This window comes from Pseudomonas mandelii (genome assembly GCF_024138395.1).
Taxonomy (GTDB): Bacteria; Pseudomonadota; Gammaproteobacteria; order Pseudomonadales; family Pseudomonadaceae; genus Aquipseudomonas; species Aquipseudomonas mandelii_E.
This window is the reverse complement of record NZ_JAMYDU010000025.1, coordinates 1-22,673: the sequence shown is the minus strand read 5'-3', so window position 1 is coordinate 22,673 and position 22,673 is coordinate 1. Positions and strand designations below refer to the sequence as shown.

General features: G+C 58.8%; 19 protein-coding genes. 12 read left to right on the top strand and 7 right to left on the bottom strand.

What is annotated here, in order from left to right:
- Positions 1 to 92 precede the first annotated feature (92 nt).
- On the top strand, positions 93 to 2,438 hold the full coding sequence (gene pvdQ / locus NHU87_RS24335; protein WP_253553079.1) for a bifunctional acylase PvdQ: 2,346 nt from the start codon (positions 93 to 95) through the stop codon (positions 2,436 to 2,438).
- A 54-nt stretch (positions 2,439 to 2,492) separates the two neighbouring features.
- Here the strand turns inward: pvdQ and NHU87_RS24330 are convergent, their stop codons facing one another.
- Together NHU87_RS24330 and NHU87_RS24325 are read right to left on the bottom strand one after the other, a co-directional pair.
- Entirely contained in the window at positions 2,493 to 3,494 is a 1,002-nt protein-coding gene (locus tag NHU87_RS24330; RefSeq protein ID WP_253553078.1) for a FecR family protein, read from the bottom strand.
- 217 nt (positions 3,495 to 3,711) lie between these two features.
- On the bottom strand, positions 3,712 to 8,517 hold the full coding sequence (locus tag NHU87_RS24325; protein ID WP_253553077.1) for a dermonecrotic toxin domain-containing protein: 4,806 nt from the start codon (positions 8,515 to 8,517) through the stop codon (positions 3,712 to 3,714).
- 303 nt (positions 8,518 to 8,820) lie between these two features.
- Here NHU87_RS24325 and NHU87_RS24320 point away from each other — a divergent pair, with 303 nt between their 5' ends.
- Entirely contained in the window at positions 8,821 to 9,861 is a 1,041-nt protein-coding gene (locus NHU87_RS24320; protein ID WP_253553076.1) for an Ldh family oxidoreductase, read from the top strand.
- A 140-nt stretch (positions 9,862 to 10,001) separates the two neighbouring features.
- Here NHU87_RS24320 and NHU87_RS24315 read toward each other — a convergent pair whose 3' ends face one another.
- Positions 10,002 to 10,319: a DUF883 family protein gene (locus NHU87_RS24315; RefSeq protein WP_253553075.1), complete on the bottom strand. Its 318-nt coding sequence runs from the start codon at positions 10,317 to 10,319 to the stop codon at positions 10,002 to 10,004.
- Between the two features lie 166 nt (positions 10,320 to 10,485).
- Between NHU87_RS24315 and NHU87_RS24310 the strand changes: the two genes are divergently transcribed.
- On the top strand, positions 10,486 to 10,737 hold the full coding sequence (locus tag NHU87_RS24310) for a hypothetical protein (RefSeq protein WP_007897387.1): 252 nt from the start codon (positions 10,486 to 10,488) through the stop codon (positions 10,735 to 10,737).
- Positions 10,738 to 10,746: 9 nt separating this feature from the next.
- On the opposite strand, the gene NHU87_RS24305 is transcribed toward NHU87_RS24310, so the two are convergent.
- Complete coding sequence (locus NHU87_RS24305; protein WP_253553073.1) at positions 10,747 to 11,661, bottom strand: LysR family transcriptional regulator; 915 nt, start codon at positions 11,659 to 11,661, stop codon at positions 10,747 to 10,749.
- An 85-nt stretch (positions 11,662 to 11,746) separates the two neighbouring features.
- Between NHU87_RS24305 and NHU87_RS24300 the strand changes: the two genes are divergently transcribed.
- Positions 11,747 to 12,667: a carbon-nitrogen hydrolase family protein gene (locus tag NHU87_RS24300; protein WP_253553072.1), complete on the top strand. Its 921-nt coding sequence runs from the start codon at positions 11,747 to 11,749 to the stop codon at positions 12,665 to 12,667.
- Here NHU87_RS24300 and NHU87_RS24295 read toward each other — a convergent pair.
- Positions 12,660 to 13,205, bottom strand: coding sequence for a GNAT family N-acetyltransferase (locus NHU87_RS24295; RefSeq protein WP_253553071.1), 546 nt, complete (start codon positions 13,203 to 13,205; stop codon positions 12,660 to 12,662). The genes NHU87_RS24300 and NHU87_RS24295 overlap by 8 nt on opposite strands.
- 104 nt (positions 13,206 to 13,309) lie before the next feature.
- Between NHU87_RS24295 and NHU87_RS24290 the strand changes: the two genes are divergently transcribed.
- Positions 13,310 to 14,887, top strand: a complete 1,578-nt coding sequence (locus NHU87_RS24290) for an alkaline phosphatase D family protein (RefSeq protein ID WP_253553070.1) — start codon at positions 13,310 to 13,312, stop codon at positions 14,885 to 14,887.
- 3 nt (positions 14,888 to 14,890) lie between these two features.
- Here NHU87_RS24290 and NHU87_RS24285 read toward each other — a convergent pair whose 3' ends face one another.
- Positions 14,891 to 15,364 carry an LEA type 2 family protein gene (locus tag NHU87_RS24285; protein WP_253553118.1) on the bottom strand — a complete coding sequence of 158 codons (474 nt, stop codon included), beginning with the start codon at positions 15,362 to 15,364 and terminating at the stop codon, positions 14,891 to 14,893.
- Positions 15,365 to 15,628: 264 nt separating this feature from the next.
- The gene (locus NHU87_RS24280; RefSeq protein WP_253553069.1) at positions 15,629 to 16,522 is read right to left on the bottom strand and encodes a LysR family transcriptional regulator; all 894 of its coding nucleotides are present in this window, start codon (positions 16,520 to 16,522) and stop codon (positions 15,629 to 15,631) included.
- 101 nt (positions 16,523 to 16,623) lie between these two features.
- On the opposite strand from NHU87_RS24280, the gene NHU87_RS24275 reads away from it, so the two are divergent.
- From NHU87_RS24275 to NHU87_RS24245, 7 genes are all read left to right on the top strand, one after another.
- Entirely contained in the window at positions 16,624 to 17,715 is a 1,092-nt protein-coding gene (locus tag NHU87_RS24275; RefSeq protein ID WP_253553068.1) for a polyamine ABC transporter substrate-binding protein, read from the top strand.
- A 21-nt stretch (positions 17,716 to 17,736) separates the two neighbouring features.
- On the top strand, positions 17,737 to 18,696 hold the full coding sequence (gene speB / locus NHU87_RS24270) for an agmatinase (protein WP_253553066.1): 960 nt from the start codon (positions 17,737 to 17,739) through the stop codon (positions 18,694 to 18,696).
- 209 nt (positions 18,697 to 18,905) lie between these two features.
- The gene (locus NHU87_RS24265; protein ID WP_007897371.1) at positions 18,906 to 19,622 is read left to right on the top strand and encodes a helix-turn-helix transcriptional regulator; all 717 of its coding nucleotides are present in this window, start codon (positions 18,906 to 18,908) and stop codon (positions 19,620 to 19,622) included.
- A 52-nt stretch (positions 19,623 to 19,674) separates the two neighbouring features.
- Positions 19,675 to 20,016 carry a nuclear transport factor 2 family protein gene (locus NHU87_RS24260; protein WP_008010768.1) on the top strand — a complete coding sequence of 114 codons (342 nt, stop codon included), beginning with the start codon at positions 19,675 to 19,677 and terminating at the stop codon, positions 20,014 to 20,016.
- Positions 20,017 to 20,216: 200 nt separating this feature from the next.
- Entirely contained in the window at positions 20,217 to 21,335 is a 1,119-nt protein-coding gene (zapE, locus tag NHU87_RS24255; protein WP_253553064.1) for a cell division protein ZapE, read from the top strand.
- An 18-nt stretch (positions 21,336 to 21,353) separates the two neighbouring features.
- The gene (locus NHU87_RS24250) at positions 21,354 to 21,935 is read left to right on the top strand and encodes a DinB family protein (protein ID WP_253553062.1); all 582 of its coding nucleotides are present in this window, start codon (positions 21,354 to 21,356) and stop codon (positions 21,933 to 21,935) included.
- 116 nt (positions 21,936 to 22,051) lie between these two features.
- A complete protein-coding gene (locus NHU87_RS24245) occupies positions 22,052 to 22,543 on the top strand; it encodes a GNAT family N-acetyltransferase (RefSeq protein WP_253553060.1) in 492 nt (163 codons plus the stop codon).
- The last annotated feature ends 130 nt before the right edge of the window (positions 22,544 to 22,673 follow it).

Sequence of the window (22,673 nt, the reverse complement as noted above, 5' to 3'; positions counted from 1 at the left end):
TCGCGAGCTCGGCAGCTGCTACGGATCGCACGGCTTAACTGACTGGCATTAGGCGCATTGCGTGTCATACGTCTTTTCGATCAGGAGCGAGCGTGATTATTTCCGGGCAGTTAACCAGGTTGAGCCTTGCGGGTGTGTTTCTGGGGCTGAGTCTTGCGGCAAACGCACGCAGCCAGCCAGAGCAGGCGACGGCCGAGATTCGTCGAACCAGTTTCGGCGTGCCGCATATTCGTGCCGACAACGAGCGCGGCCTCGGCTATGGCATTGGCTATGCCTATGCTCAGGACAATCTGTGCTTGCTGGCCAATGAGATCGTCACCGTCAATGGCGAGCGTTCCCGGTATTTCGGCCCGGAGCAGTTTACGGTCGAAGAGCGCGGGAACCTGGCCAGCGATCTGTTTTTCAACTGGCTGAATACCCCGCAGACAGTCGCCGCTTTCTGGCAGGCGCAAACGCCTGAAGTCCGTGAACTCATCAAAGGTTATGTGGCGGGTTACAACCGTTCGCTGACGGAGCGTCGGGCGCAGGGTTTGCCGCAGCAATGCCAGGGAGAATGGGTGCGCGCGATTACTGCGCAGGACTTGGTCAAGTTGACCCGTCGTCTGTTGGTCGAAGGCGGCGTGGGGCAGTTTGCCGAAGCATTGGCCGGCGCTACTCCGCCGAAAACCGTTGCGCATGTGGCGGATGAATCGGCGTCTTTCCAGCTGGCGGCCTCGCGCGTGCAACGTTTCGCTCTGGATCGCGGCAGCAATGCCGTGGCGGTTGGCAGCGAGCGTTCGTTCAACGGCCGCGGGATGTTGCTGGCCAATCCGCACTTTCCTTGGGTCGGTGGGATGCGTTTCTATCAGATGCACCTGACCATTCCCGGCAAACTGGATGTGATGGGCGCCGCGTTGCCTGGTCTGCCCATGATCAATATTGGATTCAACCAGCACTTGGCGTGGACCCACACGGTGGACTCGTCCAAGCACTTCACGCTATACCGTCTGCAACTCGATCCCAAGGATCCGACCCGTTACCTGCTGGATGGCAAGTCCTTGCCGATGAACAAGCAGACGCTGGCGGTGAATGTGAAGCAAGCCGATGGCCAGACCCGGCAGATTTCCCATGTGGTCTACAGCTCGCAATTTGGCCCGATTGTGCAATGGCCGGGGAAACTCGACTGGGACAACCAGTTCGCCTACAGCCTGCGCGATGCCAACCTGGAAAACGACCGGGTCTTGCAACAGTGGTATGCGATGAACCGTGCCGCCAGCCTCAAGGATTTGCAGGCATCGGTGCACAAGATTCAGGGGATTCCGTGGGTCAATACCCTGGCGGTGGACGATCAGGGGCAGACGCTTTACATGAACCTGTCGGTGGTGCCGAACGTCAATGCCGACAAGCTGGCCAAGTGCAGCGATCCGCGGGCCGGATTACAGATGATCCTGCTTGACGGCTCCAACAGCGCCTGCGCCTGGGACATCGACCCGCACGCTGCGCAAACAGGTATTTATGCCGCCGACAAGTTGCCGCAACTGTTGCGCAAAGACTTTGTGCAGCACTCCAATGATTCGGCCTGGATGGCCAACCCGGCGCAACCGCTCACCGGTTTCTCGCCGTTGATCAGTCAGGACGGTCAGCCATTGGGGCTGCGTTCGCGCTTCGCACTGGAGCGTCTGGGCACCTTGAGCAAGGCCGGCCCTATCGCTGCGGCCGATCTGCAACGCATGGTGATGGACGATCAGGTGTATCAGGCAGCCCAAGTGATGCCGGACCTGCTGCAATTTTGTGCCGAGGATCTCGGCACCGATGCGCCGACGCTTACGCCGTTGTGTGCCAGCCTCAAGGCCTGGGATCGCCGGGTGAATCTGGACAGTGGATTGGGCTTTGTGCATTTTCAGAATGTCATGGTGCCGTTACAGCAAGTTCCTGATATCTGGCGTGTGGCGTTCGATCCGAAGGATCCGCAACACACACCGCGTGGCCTGGCAATTGAACGGCCAGATGTCGCCAAAGCGGTTCGGGCGGCGATGCTGGCCTCGGTCGAACAGGTAAAAATCCTTGGCCTGAAAGCCGATAGCCGCTGGGGCGATATTCAGATAGTGAGCAGTGGCGGGCAGCAAACGCCAATCCATGGCGGGCCGGGCACGCTGGGTGTGTATAACGCGATCCAAAGCGTGCCGAGAACCGACGGTAAGCGCGAAGTTGTCAGTGGCACCAGTTATTTGCAGGTAGTGACGTTCGATGACAAGGGGCCGCAGGCTCAGGGCTTACTGGCATTCTCGTTGTCCAGTGACCCGGCGTCGAAGTATTCCCGGGACCAGACACTGGCCTTTTCGAAGAAGCAGTTGAGTGTATTGCCGTTCACCGAGCAGCAGATCATGTCCGATCCGCAGTACCAGGCTCAGACGATTCGCGAGCGGGATGAAAAAGCCGGGAAGATCGCCGTGCAATAGTCGTGACGGCGTTTGAAAAAACCTGAAGGCCGCACCCCGCAAGGGTGGCGGCCTTCAGCTTTTTGGGGTTTGTTGCGGGATCGAATTGAGGACCGGATTGCCGTCCTTGTTGCGGGTCAGGTAGACCGGCAGCACCTTGGGCAACGAAGCCACCAGGTTATTGAGCTCTTTGATGTTGTAGATACCGCCGAGGCGAATCGAGCCGGTGCTGTGGTCGGCGATCATGACTGGCTTGTTCAGGTAACGATTGATCAAGGGCAGGGCATCGGTCAGCGTCAAATCATCGAGCACCAGTTTGCCGCTGCGCCACGCCAGCGAATGGTCGTTGGCAGAGGTCTGGCTGATTTGCGGCGTGAAGTCACCATGTCGGTAACGTGCCTGCATGGCAGGTTCGAGATGTGAACCTTCGCCCGGCAGCGCACCGTTGCTGGTCACCAGTACGGAACCTTCGATCAGGTTCACGCGTACCTGGTCTTCATACATCCAGACGTTGAATTGGGTTCCGGTGACGCGAATCCTGCCATCAGCGGCCCTGACGATGAACGGATGCTGCAGGTCATGACTGACGTTGAAAAAGGCTTCACCTTTTTTCAACGTGACACGACGCTGATCCTTGTAATTGCTGAAGGTCAGTTCACTGCCAAGGTTCAGCTCCACTTGGCTGCCATCGCTCAGCGTCACCTGACGAGCATTGTCAGTCGCCTCGAAATGCTGATAGGCATTGGGCAGCCAACCCAGGTTCCATCCGGTATAGGCCGCCAGCGGCAGCGCCAAGGCGCAGACGGTGGCGGCAATGCCGAAAGTGCGCCAAGGCATTGCCGATTTGCCGCGAACAGCTGTCGCTGGAGATTCGGGACGAGGCAAGTCGCCCGCCACCTCCCAGATCTCCAGCATGGCTTCGTACTCGAAGGCGTGCAGAGGATGGGTATCACGCCACTGCTCGAATGCCTGACGCTCTTCGGCCGTGCAGTCGATGGCATGCAAACGCATGCACCAGTGCGCAGCGGCATCGGTGATGGCGTCGTATTGAGCTTGCGAGAGAGAGTGGTCGGTCATTGACTCATCCTGATTTCCTGCATTCTAACCTTGAGGGGAAGTCTGCGAGAACAACCGTCATGGCAATTGCCCATCAAAGTACGACTTATTTTTCACCCGGACACCCTTAAAACAGGTGTCGGGGGGCAGTATCCATAAATGGAGTGAAAAAATGGTCAAGATCAGCAGGGTGGAATCAGAATGTGTTGCGGCTGAAATTGCTTATCTGCGGTTCAAATCAAGGAGTCGTGACGGGTACCGGATCCAGCTGTCGCCCCATTTCACATATCAACCGAGCGATTGAGTCGGCGTTGTGCAAAATGGTGTCGATGCGCAGGTTCGCATCCAGTGGATTGCGGAAGGCGTCACGAGCTTCATCCATCGTCTTGCAGCCCGTTGTTTTGAGGATGTCCTCACCCACATGCTCCAACCCGGCAACCGAGTCCAGACTGATCCATGACTTCAATGTATCGTTCCAGCGCGCAAACAATTCTTCCCTTGGGGTGTCCAGGGACAGTGCCTGTCGCTGGAAATCCCCCTGCGTCTGTTTGGTTTCCGCACCGAAACGGGTGACGGTGGCGATGAGATCGGTGTACGGACGCCTTGATTCAAGCGACGCAATATCCACGGTCTTTGAAAAAGCATGGGAGAACTCATGAATCAGGGTAGCGGCCCGGGCATGGTCGTCGACGTCGAAAGGCTCAGTCAAACAAGACTTGTACAAATCGAGTTGCGGATCAAAAAACCTCTCCGTGAAATGCACACGCTTCTGTGCATCTTCATGCACAACAAATGCAATCGTAGTGTCGAGTCCATTTTTGTTTGAACCGACCACAAAACGATCGGTATTCATCAAATCATCATTTGGATCTACCAACGCTTTGCAAATGGGAACGATGACCTTTTTGATTTTTTCGAGGGTACTGGCGTCGATGTTGCCAACATCAAAAAAGGCCTTGAGAAAGGTATCCAGCCGCGTCCCTGGGTTCGAGTGTTTTAGCTGCGCCAGGTTATGCAGGCTGTAAAACGCGTAGTTGCGAGCCAGATCGACGGCTTGCACGATCATGCGTGCTTTTTCCGGGTGTCTTGCCCGAATGTCGTCCATTCCCTGGGCTTCGACATTCAGGACCTCTCTGACCGTGAGGTTGGACACAAATTGATTGTGCATTTTTGACAGGGCTTTTCCATAGTGGACGGTATGGATGTCCGGATCGAGCACCAATTGCTTGTCAGGGGTAGTCAGGAGCGCAGGGCCTTCTTTCTTGTCTTTGATCATCTGCCAGATCGCCCCGGGTTTGGTCACGCGGTATACCTTGCCCGCGATGGGCGCATAGGTTTGTTTGCTGGTCGCTTCCAGGTAAGTGCCATTAGCGCTGTTCTTCTTCAAATCCTTCAGCTCGACGGCGGTGGTTTCGAAAGACTGCAGTGACGTGCGCGTCGGTGCAGTGGATTTCACTTGTGACCATTGCGGCGCGGCCACAGGCGTGGCCTTCGGTTCGGCGAGGGTGTCGGTTGTCGCCTGCGCAGTGCTGACTGACTCTTCCAGTGACAACTTGCCCAGTGACACCATCTGCACTGCACCGGCAATAAAATCTTGCAATGCCGGTTTCCAGTGGTGGTCCTGCAGCGCTTCGGCCGAGTCCTTGAAGTCTTTGTAGGCTTGCCACAGAAACAGGCCATAAGCGAGTTTGCCGGGTAACAGCCCCGAGATCCTCTGGATGCCGGAGCTGAACAGGTTTTTGGCTGCCTCCCAGTCTGCCTGGCCGCCGACTTCAGACTGAGCGCCGAGCATTTGCGACAGCAGGAGGCTGTTGTCACTGAACAACCGGATCAGCAAGTTGCCGCCGATGGGGTTAGAGGCGAGGGTGATTTCGCTCGCTTGTCCGACGGTGGACTCCAACAAGCTGCGAAACCCGGATTGTTCGCTTGCTGGAAGGCGACGTATCAGCAGCTCCTGTAACGATCCCGGCGTATTGAGCGCCGAGACAACGCTTGCCTCATTGTCGAATTCGGTGAATGGCGAGCCTGCATGGTAAGGCGCATACAGGACGTGCGGACCTTTCTGCCCGGAGACGGGGCCGATCAGGTACAGGCCCAGTGTCTTGACGGCAGCAGCGCCGGAAGTTTTGATCAGCTCCAGCGGGCGGACAATGGCGTGGGCGCCGTTGACAGCGGCCCGGGCGATAGCGTCCGGCATGTCCATAACCTGTCGAATCAAGTCGAAGCCGCTGTCGGAAATACGTTGCTGCAGTTTTTGTGCATGAGCGTGTTGCATCAATTGCCAGGGCAATTGCCGAATGAAGCGCAGCCTTCGAATGTCGGCATCGGCGCTTTTGTTCGACAAACTGTCTGCTACCAGTTTTGCGTAGGTTTTTTGAATGTTCAGTGACAGCAGGAGTTGCCTGACAGCGGACTGGTCCAGGCCTTTCGGAAGGGATTGAGGAGTTTTCGAAGCGATCTTGAACCCTGTGCCCTGGGCAACGTTGACATGGTTCAAGGCAAACTCGGTCAGGGATCGAGCGGGGCCGGCCAGGGTCAGGTTGGGGGTGATTTCGATGTCGTCGGGGTCTGGCAGTGTCCCCAAGAAGCGTTTACCGAGCAGTGACGCCAATGTGTCATGCACATAGGACTTCAACGTCTTCAGGCCTTGCAGGTAGTCTTTGTCATCGTCCACGCTGTTGCGGTATTGCTCCAGCAGTTCGATGTGCAGTTGCTGTTCCTCGACGGGGGCCATTGCGAGCCAGGCAGGCAAGGATTGCTGTAGGGTGATCGCCTGCGCGATCGAAGTGGCTCTGCGCAAGTTGGTGTCGACCACCGTTTTTGTCAGGGCTTGAAGGGCTTTGGTCTGTTTTGCATCGTCCAGCTTCAGGGTGCGCAGGTGATCGCAATGTCCCAGGAAGTGATCAATGGATGATTGCGATAACTGCTGCAGAACATGACCTTCAATCAGTCGCAATGCACCGAGCGAATAGCGCTGGTGGTAGGTGCGTTTGACAGGGGAGAGGTTTTCCAATAGTGCCAGACGTTTGTGCGGATCAAGCAGGCGCCGTTCCAGTTCCTGCTTCGCACGGCTGACGGTATCAAACACTTCCAGGCCCCGCGCAGGTGTCCATAGAACTGTTCGGCCCGACTGCTGAGGGTCGAGCCCGCCACGCTCGGTCAACAGCAAGCAATTGGCCAAGGGCAGGATGTTCGTTTGGCCGGAGCACTCAAGGGTCAATGAATAGGCGTCAGGCCGAAATCCCTTGAGTGAACGACGACTTTTACGATCCGGCTGATCCGGATTGAGCACCGTATCGACAATGGCCCGCTCCGTGTCACCCAATGCGGCGTTGAGCAGCCGAAGGCTGGCTTCCCCACGTATGCCTATGGAAAGAGCATGAGCCAGCCGGGGTTTCATGTTCTCCAGATAGACCCGCTGCAGTGCCGACAAGGTGAGGGGTTGAGAGGCAAAGTCCGCACTGATCAGCGCCTTGATATCGCTGAAGGTTTTCACGAACACCCTCGCCGTATCTGCCAGCACCATGGACGGCTGTTGATTGCCCGACAATACCGGTCGGGTACTCCAACGCCCTTGGGCATCCAGCGTCAGCAGGTGCTCGCTGATCATAGAGCGGATGTCCAGCGCCTTGTCGAACAAGGCGTTGATGTCCACGATGCCGTCGCTGTGACGGAAAATCTGCAGGGCATACTCCATATTCTGCTGTTGTTTGGTGATGATCGCCCCGAACAGCTTGTTGAAGATCGAACCGGAAATTACTTCCCCGGAGACATTTGGCTGATCAAAACCGATGAAGCGCTGGCGTTCCTCCAGGCTCAGGAGTCCGTAGAGCTCATCCTCGTGACTGGCCGCGCTGAATTTGCTCAGCAAGGTGTCTTTGAGATCCTTATAGTCTTCCAGCACCTGTAGCCCCTGAGCGGGAGAGTAGAGAAATGCATTGCTGCCACTGATCATCAGCGAGCCAGCCAGCTCAACATAGTTGGCCTTGTATTCCCAGAGACGCACGGTTTCGACGGTCAGTGTCTCGTACGTTCTGCTGGTCGGCTTGATCAGCGAATGCAAGTCCTGGCTTTGTTCAGGCGTAATGATCTCGGCTTCGCGTTTGAGCAGGAGCTCCGCTTGCGCCTTTTGCGCGATGGCCTTGCTGAAAAATTCGCGACGTGATGCGCCATCGGCACTCCCGGCGTCCCAGTAGTCTTTCATTTGCCCGGACAGCAGGCTGATCAGTTTTCTGGAGGCCGTGGCTACAGCAGTTTCCCAGTGTTGCTGGTCAGTGCTCGCGGGGGGCTTTTTCGGGTGGGAAAACTCATGTGATTGCCCCGAGGGCCAGCGTTGATTTCGGTAGTAAAACAGCACCGCATCACTCAAGGACATGGTGTTGATCCAGCGCCGCGCGGGGGGACTTTCCTTGTTTTGTTCATCGGCCACTGCCGTGAAATAGAAACTGACCTGGGTCTGGCGCTGATCCAGGCCGGGGAAGGCTGATTTCAACAGTCCATTGAGCACCGCATTCAGCAGCGCAGTCAGCGTCGGCAACGCTTTCAACTCGTCGAGCATGGCCTGGTCGTTCTTTTGCTGGTGTGCGGTGATGGTGCTGCTCTGGTCTTCGAACACCTCGCCTTCGATGGTTTGAAAGCTCACCTTGATATCGGCGGCATCCACAAGCGTTTTGCGCTGAAACAACGACATGAAAGCGAGCAGGTCGTCGTCCTCGGTTGCACTCTTCAGCTGGCTGTTGAGCTGTTCGGTCAAGGTGGCGCGGCTGTCGAACTTCTTTATGCCGGCGTACGGGGTATAGAGAATCACGCCATTGTCATCCGGTGTGGCGCTCAGCACGAAGCTGCCGGCCAGGGGCACGGGGTCCAGGTCGTTGGTTTTGAGCAGGATCTTTTCGGCGAGCATGGGCGGCTTTTCTTTACCGCGTAGTGTTTGGCTGGCCAATTGCAAGTGGCTGAACCATTCGAAGTCTTTTTGCGTCAGCCCGTGGGTTTTACCAAGTTTCCTCCACAGGCCGCGAGACTTCAGGGCCTGGGGGAAAAACATCGGAGTCACTATCGGAGTCACTGTCGGAGTAACGGGTATAGGCATCGTCGAGTCTCGTTCAGGGCGCGATTGAAATGCGCGCCAATGGATTGAGCCTCGAGACTAAAAGTCAGTGGAGCCTGCAAGGTGGTAGATAGTTACCGCACAGCCTGCCGGTGATCGTGCAAGCCTGAAAAAAGCAGAAGCCCGCGATACGGCATGCGTGAAATCAAACCAAAAGTTGACAGGTCGCTCGCCGCGCGTTGTTAATCGGCGGGTCTTCCTACGCTGTTGCCCCCTCCAATAATTACTCTGGAGCTTCAGATGTCTGTGCCACACGATCATGTGTCTACCGCGGTTTCGCAAAACCTGTCCTTCGAAGCGCTGACGGCGTTGCTCGAACAGATTTTCCTGCGCCACGGCACCTCAGCCGATGTCGCCAAAACCCTGGCCCTCAACTGTGCCGGTGCCGAGCGTGACGGTGCTCACAGTCACGGTGTTTTTCGCATTCCCGGTTATGTGTCGACGCTGCAAAGCGGCTGGGTCAATGGCCAGGCAGTGCCGGTGGTCGAGGACGTGGCCTCGGGTTTCGTCCGGGTTGACGCCGGTGATGGTTTTGCTCAACCAGCCCTCGCGGCCGCACGACCACTGTTGGTGGAGAAAGCACGCAGTGCCGGCATTGCGGTGCTGGCCATCCGCAATTCCCACCATTTCGCCGCCTTGTGGCCAGACGTCGAGCCGTTTGCCGATGAAGGTCTGGTGGCACTGAGTGTGGTCAACAGCATGACTTGCGTGGTGCCGCATGGTGCTGATCGACCGTTGTTCGGGACCAACCCGATTGCCTTCGCCGCGCCCCGGGCCAACGGTGATCCGATCGTCTTCGACCTGGCGACCAGCGCCATTGCCCATGGCGACGTACAGATCGCCGCCCGTAAAGGCGAGCGTTTGCCAGCGGGGATGGGCGTGGACAGCCTCGGCCAGGCGACCCAGGACCCCAAAGCGATCCTCGAGGGCGGCGCCTTGCTGCCGTTTGGTGGGCACAAGGGCTCGGCGCTGTCGATGATGGTGGAGCTGCTGGCGGCAGCGTTGACCGGAGGCAATTTTTCTTTCGAGTTCGACTGGTCGAACCATCCGGGGGCGAAAACACCCTGGACGGGTCAGCTGCTGATTGTGATCGATCCGAGTAAATCGGCGGGGCAGAATTTTGCCGAGCGCAGTCAGGAACTGGTCCGGCAGATGCACGGTGTCGGGCTCAAGCGGTTACCGGGGGATCGACGTCACCGGCAGCGCGCCAAAGCCAAGGTCGAAGGCATTGCGCTCGATGCTGAGACGCTGGCAAATCTACGGGAACTGGCAGGGCTCTGAGCTCAAACGCAATCCATGTGGGAGCGAGCTTGCTCGCGATGAGGCAACCACATTCAATATGTATGTTGCCTGTTACACCGCCATCGCGAGCAAGCTCGCTCCCACAAAGTCCACACCGGCACCAAGCGGCGCCCAATGGCTTAACGCCGACCCAACAACAGCCCCACCACCAAACCGAATCCGGCGCAGATGGCCACGGTTTGCCAGGGATGACCGCCAATGTAGATTTCGCTGGCCTGGACTGCGGGCCTGGTGCGGTCACGCATCGTGGAGACTGAGCCCCGGGCCTGCTGGAGCTTCTGGGCGATTTGCCCACGAAGGGTGTCTGCTTCCTCACCGACCAGTGCCGCGCTGCTCTTGAGCAGTTTTTCCGACTCCTCGATCAGGGCCTGAAGTTCGCTGAAGACCTGATCCTTGATTTGATCCTCGGCGACTTGATCGATGATTTTGCGGGCCATTAGAGTACTCCTTGCAGATAAATGGGCAGTGAACAATGGAGTCTGGCGCCATGGCAAAAGTTGCAGCCATTTTGCGTGGCGGCGCCACCCTGAAGAAAAATCCAGGGCAGGACATTTCCTCCTACAGTGTAAGATGTCGCCTATTTTACGCAGCAGGTAATCTTCCATGAGCTTCAATCTGGCCGACAAACCCCTTGCCGAGCGCGCGGCGCTTGAAGATGAAAAATCCCGTCTGTTCGAACTCTGGCAAAACAACCTGGGTAAATCCAAGGGTGAAGCCGCACGGTTGTTCGGTGAGCGTGCCAAGCGCAAAGGCAAATGGGCCGAGTGGGTCCGCGCCGAACTCGACGGCATGTCGCCCCCGGAATTCGCGAACATGGTGCGCAGCGAAGTCAATCGTTTGATGGCGGCTAAATAAACTCGACCCCTACGGGTGGGAAAAGGTCGCGATAATCGCCTCGCGCACTTTCAGCACCACCGGATCGAGTTGCGTACTGGTGCGCCAGCCCAGCTCGATCGGATAGCGTGGCAGCGCCAAAGGGCAGGGCAGCAGCGCCAGCCCGCTGAGCGCGGCGATACTCCGAGCCGCATGGGCTGGAATAGTCGCCACCGCCTGACTGCCCTTGAGCAGATGCGGCAACGCAGCAAAGTGCGTGGTCGACGCGCATACCCGCCGACTCAGGCCCAACGCCGCCAGGCCTTCATCGGTGATCCCGATAAAACCGCCCGATGACACCAGAATGTGCTCACGGGCGACGAACTCTTCAAGGCTGAGAGTTTCCTGTCCCTCGGCCAGACTGAGGGGATCCACCAGGCACAGATAATCGCCTTCACCCAGCACCTGACGACTGAGCAACCGCTCGGCGAACCCGCCTGCCGTGATCGCCAGATCAATGCTGCGTTCCATCAAGGCCCCGGCGACGATCTGGCTATGAGTCTGGCGAAAGATCAGCCGCAGTTTCGGCGCGCGATCAGCGATCTCTTCGATCAATCGTCGGCCGTAGGCGATTTCGAAATCATCCGACAAACCCACCGTCACCGAACGTCCCTCGTAATGATTCGCCGCCGGATCGACCATCGCCAGGCTCTGGCGGCATTTATTCAACGCATCGCTGACCACCGGTTTCAACTGATTGGCCTTGAGCGTCGGTGCAAGACCTCGGCCGGTGCGCACGAACAACTGATCGCTATACACCTCGCGCAATCGACGCAACGCCGCGCTGACCGCCGATTGCGTCACGCCCAGACGCAGCGCGGCACGGCTGGCGCTGGATTCTTCGTGCAGGGCTTCGAAGACTTTGAGCAGATTGAGATCGACGGCAGCGATATTCATTTGGTTCATATCATTCAGCAGTGAGTCGGGCTTTATTCATGATCCTGTGACGCCGGAGAATGGGCAACACCTCATTACTGACGGAGTTACCGCGATGCCCAAGTCCATCGTTGCTGCCCTGCAAATCGGCGCCTTGCCCGGCGGCAAGGCCGACACCCTCGATCAAATTCTCTCCTGGGAAATCGCCATCGTTGAGTCCGGCGCCGCCTTGGTGGTCATGCCGGAGGCATTGCTCGGCGGCTACCCCAAAGGCGAGGGCTTCGGTACGCAACTCGGCTATCGACTGCCGGAAGGTCGTGAAGCGTTTGCGCGGTATTTCGACAACGCCATCGACGTGCCCGGTGCCGAGACTGAAGCCTTGGCCGGTTTGGCCTCACGTACTGGTGCCAATCTGGTGATCGGCGTGATCGAGCGCGTGGGCAGCACCTTGTATTGCACCGCGCTGTATTTCGATCCGCAGGCCGGGCTGGTTGCCAAGCACCGAAAACTGATGCCCACCGGCACCGAACGACTGATCTGGGGCAAGGGCGATGGCTCGACCTTGCCGGTGATCGACAGCCAGGTCGGGCGAATCGGCGCAGTGGTGTGCTGGGAAAACATGATGCCGCTGCTGCGCACCGCGATGTACGCCAAAGGCGTGGAGGTCTGGTGCGCGCCGACTGTGGACGAGCGGGAAATGTGGCAAGTCAGCATGCGCCATATCGCCCATGAAGGACGCTGTTTTGTGGTCAGCGCCTGTCAGGTCCAGGCCTCACCGCAAGCCTTGGGCGTGGAAATCGCCAACTGGCCGGCGCAGCGTCCGTTGATTGCCGGCGGCAGCGTGATTGTCGGGCCCATGGGCGACATTCTCGCCGGGCCGCTGGGTGACGAGGCGGGTTTGCTCACCGCCGAAATCGACACCGATGACCTGATCCGCGCCCGTTACGACTACGACGTGGTCGGGCACTACGCGCGCCCGGACGTGTTTGAGTTGACGGTGGATGAGTGGGCCAGACCGGGTGTGCGTTTTATCTGAGGCGCAGCCACTCTTCGCGGGTGATTTCCCAAAGATCCTTTGGGAACCGCCCGCTGACGAACTCGCCTTCTTCGGTCTGTATCAAGCGCATGCCGGTACGTTCCGAGAGTTTGCGCGAGGCGATATTCGGCGCCGCTTTCGGCACGCGCAGCAACGACCGGCCGAGTGTTTCGAACCAGTACTCGGTCACCGCCGCACTGGCTTCAACCATCAACCCCTGGCCTTGCCATTGCGGGGCCAGCCAGAAACCGCGGTTGTTGTCCTGTTCATTCATCAGGCTGACATTGCCGATCAGTTGATCGGGGGCCGACTTCAAGCGGATCGACCAGTGCCATTCTTCGCCACGGGCCATCGCCGGCAGCGCAAAATCACGCAGATAAGTCAACGCGCCATCGGCGGGATAAGGCCACGGCACCAGGACGTTCAGATAACGCACCACGTCCCATCGGGGGAATTGTTGCTGGATGGCCTCGGCATCGGCCAGTTCCAGCGGGCACAAAATCAGTCGTTCGGTGTAGAGCGTTGGAGCGGCGTGCATCGTGGGTAACCTCCTTGTAGGGACGGGCACTGCGCATCATGCGCAGCGTCGATTGTCCGTCTAGTCTGTAGGCGTTCACACCCCTGTCAACGGATGGACTGTCCATGAGTTTGTTACTCGGCCCGATTCTGCAGTTTCGTGGCATCAACAGTAATGTCTATAACGTGTCGGCTCTAGTGGTTTTACCCTTGGGCGCGTCATCACCCAGCGTAAAAGTACCCGGCGGTGTTACTGCCGGCAAACCGTTGGCCACCGCTGATATCCCGTTGCTCAATCCTCAGTTCCGCGTCTGGCGCATCGATTTCAAAGCGCTGCAAGACCAGGCTGTTGCCGGCACGTACACGATCAAGATCGAGGGCGCGGAGGCCAACTTCGTCGTTCCGGCCGAGGGCCAGTCGCCGCGCATGGCTTATGTGTCGTGCAACGGCTTTTCGGACCCCAAGGACATGGAGAAGGTGGACAGGAACCATGAGCGCTGGGAGCACATGTGGGGGGCTCATCAAAGCAAGCCGTATCATCTGTTGTTGATGGGGGGCGATCAGGTTTACAGCGACGATATGCGCAGCAATCTGTCGTCGATGAAAACATGGTTTGCCAAACCCTTCGCCGAGCGTCGAAAGGCGGTCTACAGCAAGGTGATCGAAGCCGATCTGGACAAGTTCTTCGCCAGGCTCTATCTGGAGCGCTGGAAACAGCCTGAGGTCGCGAAGCTGCTCAGCGCCGTGCCGACGGTAATGATGTGGGATGACCATGACATCATCGATGGCTGGGGTTCCTACGATGAGATTCTGCATTCAAGCCCGGTGTTCCAGGGGCTATTTGCCACGGCCAAACGCTATTTCAGGATTTTCCAGCAGCAACTGATCCAGACTCATCCGCACCTCAAACCGTCCGCCGATACTCATCCCTGCGCGATTCCCGACACCGCTGACGGCTTTCACCTGGGGTTCACCGGGCTAGGCGAGTTGGCATTGCTGGTTCCCGACTTGCGCAGCGAACGTGCGCCGGATTTGACGACCCCGCCGGCTCGGCGAACCCGGATCATTTCGCCCGTCAGTTGGGATGGGATTTATGCCTGGCTGAGCAAGGTCAAGCGGCATAAGCACTTGCTGCTGATGTCGAGTATTCCCGTGGGTTACCTTGATTTGCAGGCGGCCGAAAAGGCACTGGACCTGATTTCCGGGCAACAGGAACTCGAGGACGATTTGCGCGACCATTGGCGAAGCCTGCCCCATCGAGATGAACGCAAGCGGTTGATCATGCGGCTACTGGATTTCGCCCATGCCGAGTCATGCAAGGTCACGCTGGTGTCCGGTGATGTTCATGTGGCGGGGGCCTGCGTGATCGAGTCGACATTGTCCCGGCATCGCAATGATGGTTCAGGATTGATCTACCAATTGATTTCGACCGGGGTCGTGCATCCTTCGCCGCCGGTGTTGGCGGTGCAGTTTCTGGAATCCATTGGCAAGCATCAGGAACAGATCGACTACGGCATCACCGGAACCATGTTGCCCATCGGTGCCCGAGGACGTTACCTGATCGCCGCTCGAAACTGGCTGGCGATAGAGCCGGATGAAGACAGCACCGGCAAAAGTCGGTTGTGGGCCAACTGGCACGTAGAAGGCCTCAAACATTGCGTGACCCAGGTGATCGATCCGGTTAAGCCGCGGGCCGAGTCGTGAGCATTACCACGTGCGGGTAATCGGCCCCGGCAGGCTGAGTTTGCCGCGATCAACGAAACGCATCGTGCCGAACACGCCACTGGCCAATTTGCCCCGAAGCACATAAGGCAGATTGTTCAGTGTCTGCGTCTGACCCAGCCCGAGGGTCTGACGCAGCACCGAGAAGGCTGAAACGCTCACCGGCACCACGATCACCGCTTCGGAAAAGCGCGGGATCGAACCCGATTGGTCGCTGACACCGGAGGCGAGTGATTGCCCGTTCACCTCCAGATCCAGGGCTACGCCGTTGTAGTCGATTGCCGTTTCATTGGGGTTTTGCACGCGCAGTTTTACCGCGAAACGCACTTCCAGTTCCTGGCTTGGCAGCGGCTCGATACCGACCACGTTGATGTTCAACGGGTCGCGTTGAGGGAACAGGGCGCAGGCGCTCAGGGAGAGCAGCAGAAAGGACAAAGTCAGGGCGAACAATCTGCGCATGGACAGGCACTCGAACAGGAAGATATTCAGCACGATAGCGCACAACGCGCCGATGGTGATCGGCGATTCGAAGATGTTGTGCAGCGTCTTCGGCAGCTCGCGCAACACTTCAGGCACCGCCGGAGGCGCAGGATGCCAGAACGGTCTGGCCACGGGAAAAGCAAGGTCAAAAGATCGCAGCCTCGTTTCACTCGACAGCTCCTACAACAAATTGCCAAACCTGTAGGAGCTGTCGAGTGAAACGAGGCTGCGATCTTTTGATCTTCAGGCAAACGCCGCAAGCAGATCCTCTTCAAAGGCTTTTTGCGCATCCCCCGGCACCTGCGCGCGATGGCGGGCCAGATGGAACGCCACCTCAAAACTCATATCGCCCTGGCGCACGGCGCGCAGCAACCCTTTGTCTTCCCAGCCGCGGGCAAAATGATCGGGCAAGTAGCCGACATGCTTGCCGGAAAGAATGAAGGCGAGGGTGCCTTCGACCTGCTCGGAACGGGCGGAACACATCTTCCCTTGAAACGGCTCGTCGCTGCGCAGGAAACGGTAGGGGTGATCGACCCGGTCGCAGGCCTGAAGCGCTTGATCGTCAGGCGCCCCATCGGTGAACAGCGGATGCCCGCTGGCGCAGTACAGGTGCTGGGTTTCAGTGAACAGTTCGCGGTAGTCGAAAGCGCTTTGCGCCTGTGAGAAATAACCGATCGCCAGGTCCAACCGTTGTTGCAGCAACAGCCGCTCCATTTCGCCGGGCATGGCGCTGATCAACTCGATACGCACCGATTCATCTCGCTCGCGAAAGCGCCGGATCGCCTCGGCAACCCGTTGCAGCACTGACTGATCAAGCGCTTCGGACAAGCCCAGGCGCACTTCGCCGATCAAGCGTCCGGCCACGCCGTTGGATTGATGACGGAACGCTTCGATGGACTCGAACAAGGCGCGAATGGCAAGGAGCAACTGCTCGCCCTTGGGGGTGATTTTGAACCCGCCCTTGCCGCGACTGCACAGGCGATAGCCGAGTCGGGTTTCGAGCTTGGCCATCTGCTGGCTGATGCTCGACTGGCTCAGCCCCAGTTCACCTTGCGCCGCGCTGAAGCCACCGCATTCCACCACGCTGACAAACAGGCGCAGCAGATGCAGGTCGAGGTCATGCAGTTGACCGAGCATTAAACATTACTCCGCAATAAAGTCAGGATAATTAACTTGGTATTTTTCCAATGTAACTGACGACGCATCCTGCAACCACTTCCTCCGGTCAGGTGTTCGTCATGGCTCCGCTCTTCAAGCTGTGTTTACCCGCGCTGTTCCTCGCCATGGCCGTGCCGGCCCAGGCTGAGGAAAAAGTCCTCAATCTCTACAGTTGGGCCGATTACGTCGCGCCCGAGACCTTGCAACGGTTCGAAAAGGAAACCGGCATCCATGTGCGCTACGACACGTTCGATGCGCCGGAAGTGCTGGAAACCAAGCTGCTCACTGGCGGCAGTGGATACGACGTGGTGGTGCCGTCGTCCAGCGTCCTGGCGCGTGGGCTGGCGGCGGGTGCGCTGAAGGAAATTCCTCGCGATGGCCTCAAGGGCTACGCCAACCTCGACCCGTACATGCTGGAAAAACTGGCGGCGGTCGACCCCGGCAATCGGTATGGCGTGCCTTACACCTGGGGCACGTTGGGCTTGGGGATGAATGTCGAAGCAGTGCAGCAGCGCTTGCCCGACGTACCGCTCAACAGCCTGGACCTGCTGTTCAAACCCGAATACGCCAGCAAGCTGAAAGACTGCGGCATCGCGATTCTCGATTCGCCGCAAGAGGTGATCGGCTTGGCGCTGCATTATCTGGGTAAAGATCCCTACAGCACCGCCAAGGCTGATCTGACAGCCGCCGACGCGCTGTTGCGTCAGTTGCAGCCGTCGGTGCTGTACGTCGCCACCGGCCGGCAGATCAATGATTTGGCCAATGGCAGCATCTGCCTGGCATTGACCTACAACGGTGACGCGAGCATGGCCGCGGATCAGGCGCGCAAGGCCAATAAGCCGTTCGAAGTGGCGTACCGCATTCCGCGAGAGGGCACGCTGGTGTGGCAGGACAACCTGGCGATTCCCAAGGACGCGCCGCACCCAGAAGCCGCCCGGGCCTTCATCGAGTTCATGTTGCGCCCCGAATCCGTCGCGGCGCTGACCAATACGTTGTTCTTCGCCACGGCCAATCGGGCGGCGACGCCGTTGGTGGATGAGGCGGTGCGCAGCGATCCCGACATTTACCCGCAAAGCGAAGTGCGTGAGCGGCTGTATGCCGACCGCAGCATGAGCCTCAAGGACATGCGTCAGCGCACCCGCTTGTGGACCACTTTCCGTAGCCGCCAATAAGCCAATAACAAGGAATACACCATGGACGTCCCTGCACAGAACGATCAGGCCATGACCCGTGACAGTCTTTACGGGACTGCCGCCGAAAGCACCTACGCCGGTATCACCAGTTTCATGCGCCGTCGCTACAGCCGCGACTTGCGTGGCGTCGACGTGGTGGTCAGCGGCGTGCCGTTCGACACCGCCACCAGCAACCGCCCCGGCGCGCGTTTCGGACCGCGCGGCATTCGGGCGGCATCCACCGGGATCGCCTGGGAACGCCATTGGCCGTGGACGTTCGACCCGTTCGATCACTTGGCGGTGATTGACTATGGCGATTGCGCCTTCGATTACGGCACGCCGCAGTCGGTGCCGGACAGCATCGAAGCCCACGCCGAGCACATCCTGAGCGGCGGTTGCGCGATGCTGACCTTCGGCGGCGATCACTTCATCAGTTATCCGCTGCTCAAGGCCCATGCCCGTCAGCATGGCCCGTTATCGCTGATTCACTTCGACGCGCACAGCGACACCTGGCCGGATGAGGAGGGCAAGCGCGTCGACCACGGCACGATGTTCTGGCATTCGGCCAAAGAAGGGTGGGTGGATCCGTCGCGCTCGGTGCAGGTTGGGTTGCGCACCACCAATGATGATCATCAGGGCTTTCAGGTGCTGGATGCGCGGCAGGTGCATCGGCAAGGGTGTGAAGCGATCGTCGAGGCGATTCGTGCGCGGGTCGGGGATCACCCGGTGTATCTGACCTTCGACATCGATTGCCTCGACCCGGCCTTCGCGCCGGGCACCGGAACGCCGGTGTGCGGCGGCTTGAGTACGGTGCAGGCACTGGAAATTCTCGGCGGTTTGCGCGGGATCAATCTGGTGGGAATGGACGTGGTGGAAGTGGCGCCGGCCTACGACAGCGCGGACATTACCTCACTGGCCGCGGCGACATTGGCGATGGAGATGCTGTGTTTGTATGCGGCCAGGCATAAGGTCGATCGGTAATTTGGATTTGCGGTGCCTGTTATGACGCCTTCGCGGGCAAGCCTCGCTCCTACTGGTACAGCTATTGCCTCATGATTTGCGACACGACACTAAACCTGTAGGAGCGAGGCTTGCCCGCGAAGCTTTCAGACTGGCCAATTGCTCCTGCCAGTTTCTGACAACAGCCTCTGCTAAGCTCTGACGACTTTTCAGGAAAGAGCCCGCCGACCGTGTCGCGAACCAGCCGTTTACTGACGTTGTTACAAGTGCTGCGGGGCAAAAGTCGTCCAGTGACTGCCGCGACATTGGCCAGCGAACTGGAGATTTCCGAACGCACGCTGTACCGCGACATCGCGGAACTCACCGCGCTCGGCGCGCCGATCTTTGGCGAGGCGGGGATCGGCTATGTGTTGCGCAGCGGTCTGTTCCTGCCGCCCTTGATGCTCAATGCCGATGAAACCGAAGCCATCGTGCTCGGATTGCGCTATGTGGATCAGCGTGGCGATGAGGTCCTGGGCAAAGCCGCGGCCGATGCCTTGGCCAAAATCGCCGCGGTACTCGACCCCGCCGCCCAGGAGGCCTTGCGCAACCCGACGGTGCTGCCGGGCCCACCGGGTTATGGCTATCCGCAAAATGCCGTGCCCTTGAACGTATTTCGCCAAGCCATCCGCGATCAGGCCAAGCTGCACATCGACTACGCGGACGCCAATCAGGTGCCGAGTCAGCGGTTGATCTGGCCACTGGCCCTGGGGTTTCTCAACGAGGTGCGGATTATCGTCGCCTGGTGTGAATTGCGCAGTGCCTATCGAACGTTCCGCACCGACCGGATCTCGGCCGCCAGCGAGCAGGGCGAACGCTATCCGGGGCGGCGTAGCGACCTTTTGCGCACCTGGCGCAAGCAGATGCAACTGGACGAAGCAGGGCGTTTCACTCCTGACAAGAACTGACACAGGCTTGTTTTAGCATGGCTCCAGAATCAACTCACAAGGAGCCGTAAACATGTCCAATCCAGCCTCTTCACTGGCCCCCGCCATCGCCGCCTACATTGCCGCTGCCAATGCTCGCGACACATCGAGGGTTGCCAGTTTTTTCGCTGAGGATGCCAACGTGTTCGATGAGGGGCAGCATCAGGTCGGCACGCAAGCCATCGCCCAATGGATGCAAGACACCGCACAACGTTATCAGCCCCGGGTCGAGGTACTCGACGTTCAGCAACGCACCGGCAAAGTGCTGGTGCACAACCTGATCTCCGGCACCTTTCCCGGCAGCCCGCTGGAACTGCGCTACATGTTCCGCCTCAATGAACAGGGCAAGATTGCGCGGCTGGATATCTCGCTGTAACCACCGGCCGATGTAGCAGCTGTCGAGCTTGCGAGGCTGCGTTCGGCTGCGCAGCAGTCGTAAATCCGATTGACGCGGTATGCCTGATGCACCGCATGTTCTGGTTTGACGACCGCTGCGCAGCCGAACGCAGCCTCGCAGGCTCGACAGCTGCTACGGCCCAGGCTTCACCAGCAGCCCCAGAGACGTATACTCCGCGCATGAATGTCGACTCTCCCTTAAGCGCCTGGCAACACGCCATCGAACAGAAGGGTTTCGTCCAGGACGAAGCCCAGGAACACGCCGTGTGGGCGTTGCAAAAATGCCACGAAGCCTTGCATGAAGCTCGCACGCCCATCACCGGCGTGTACCTTTGGGGCCCGGTCGGGCGGGGAAAGACCTGGTTGATGGATCAGTTCTACGAAAACCTGCGCGTCCCGGCGCGGCGCCAGCACTTTCATCACTTCATGGGCTGGGTGCATCAGCGCTCCTTTCAATTGACCGGCACCGCCGACCCGTTGAAAGCCTTGGCCCGCGAACTGAGTCAGGAAGTGCGCGTGCTGTGTTTCGATGAACTGTTCGTCAACGACATCGGTGACGCGATCATTCTCGGGCGTTTGTTTCAGGTAATGTTCGAGCAGGGCGTGGTGGTTGTCTGCACCTCCAATCAGCCGCCGGATCAGCTGTACGCGGATGGCTTCAACCGTGACCGCTTCGTGCCGGCCATTACCGCGATCAAGCAGCACATGCAGGTGATTGCGGTGGATGGCGGGGAAGATCATCGTCTTCACCCTGGCGCCGGTCTGCAGCGTTACTGGGTGAACGTCCCGGGTCAGCCCGACGCCTTGAGCGAGGTGTTCAAGGCCTTGACCGTCGGCCAGTCGCTGTCCAGCGATCCGGTCCAGGTCGGTTACCGTTCGGTCAATGTGATGCAGGCCAGTCAAACCGTGCTCTGGTGCTGTTACGCCGAGCTCTGCGAGCAGCCATTTGCCGCCATGGACTTCATGACCCTATGCGACTCCTTCAGCGCTATTCTATTGAGTGACGTGCCCAACCTCAGCGCGCAGAAACGCGAAGGACGCATCGCTCGCGGCACTGAAGACGGTGTCGAGCGGGTGGCGGCAGGGGACCGCCAGTTGCCGCAGTTGTCGGTGCATGACGACGGCGTGCGCCGGTTCATCGCCCTGGTGGACGAATGCTACGACCGCAAGGTGCCGCTGTACCTCGAAGCGCAAGTGCCGATGGAGGCGTTGTACACCGAGGGCTATCTGGAGTTTCCGTTTCGCCGCACCCTTAGTCGTCTGAAGGAAATGCAGCTACAACGTTTCGCCGAGGTTTGATATCCGGGAGGAACGAACATGAATCAGCCCTTGTCCCACCATTTGCTGACCATGGCCTATCAGAACGCCTGGGCCAACCACCGACTGGCCAAGGCCTGGCTTCAGTTAAGCCCGGCCGAGCTTATGGCGCCGCGAGTCAGTTTCTTTCCCAGCCTCAGCGCGACCCTCAATCACATCCTGACCTGCGACTGGTTCTATGTGGATGCCCTGGAGCGGGAGTTGCGCGGCGACGAACCACATCCCGATTGCTACGTGTTTTTCAACGAAGACGAACCGTTCACTAAGGGGGCCGATCTCAAGCGCGAACAAGCGCTGGTGGACCGGCGATTGATCGCCTACTGCGAGCAACTGCGCGACGCAGAGCTCGGGCGGATCGTGACCATCGCGCGCGACACCCCGCAACATGACAGCCGTTTGCGCCTGCTGTCCCACTTGTTCGAGCATCAGATTCATCATCGCGGGCAGGTTCACGCGATGCTCAGTGGCACCTCGGTCAAGCCGCCGCAACTGGACGAATTCTTTTGTGCCGGTGAAGCAGGGTTTAGGGCCGAGGATTTTGCCGAGTTAGGATGGACCGAGGCATTGATCTGGGGCGATTGAGAGGGAACGATCACAACAGGATCCGGTTGTCGGCACCCCGGCACTCGCGATAAGGTCGCTGGACCTTTCAGTGCGCAAGAAGCGAACTGGGGCAACTTGTGTGATTGAGGGTGGAAATGGAATCCGCAGAAATTCTTGTGCTTCAGGCCAGCTACTCCAACCCGGTGCATGCCGAGGCGATTTGTCTTGTATTGAACCACTACGCCGAAGACCCGATGGGCGGCGGGCATTCGTTACCCGCCGGCAGGTTGCAACAACTCCCTGGGGAACTGGCCAAACGTCCCCATGCTTTCAGCGTACTGGCGTTTGTCGGCGGCGAGCCGGCGGGGCTGGTCAACTGCTTTGAAGGTTTTTCGACCTTTGCCTGCCGGCCGCTGGTCAACGTGCATGACGTGGCGGTGATGTCGAAGTTTCGCGGGTTGGGGCTGAGTCAGAAGATGCTGCACAAAGTCGAGGACATCGCGCGTCAGCGCGGCTGCTGCAAAATCACCCTGGAAGTACTGGAAGGCAACGCGGTGGCTCAGGCGTCCTACGGCAAATTCGGTTTTTCGCCAGGCATGTTCGACCCGGCGCATGGCCGGATGCTGTTCTGGACCAAAGCGCTTTAATTCGCAGTCCTAATGAACCGCTTTTTGTAGGAGCCAGGCTTGCCGCAATGCCGGTCAGTTAAGGCGGAATCTGTAGGAGCGAGGCTTGCCCGCGAAGAACGATGACGCGTAATACCTGAAAAACCGCGGT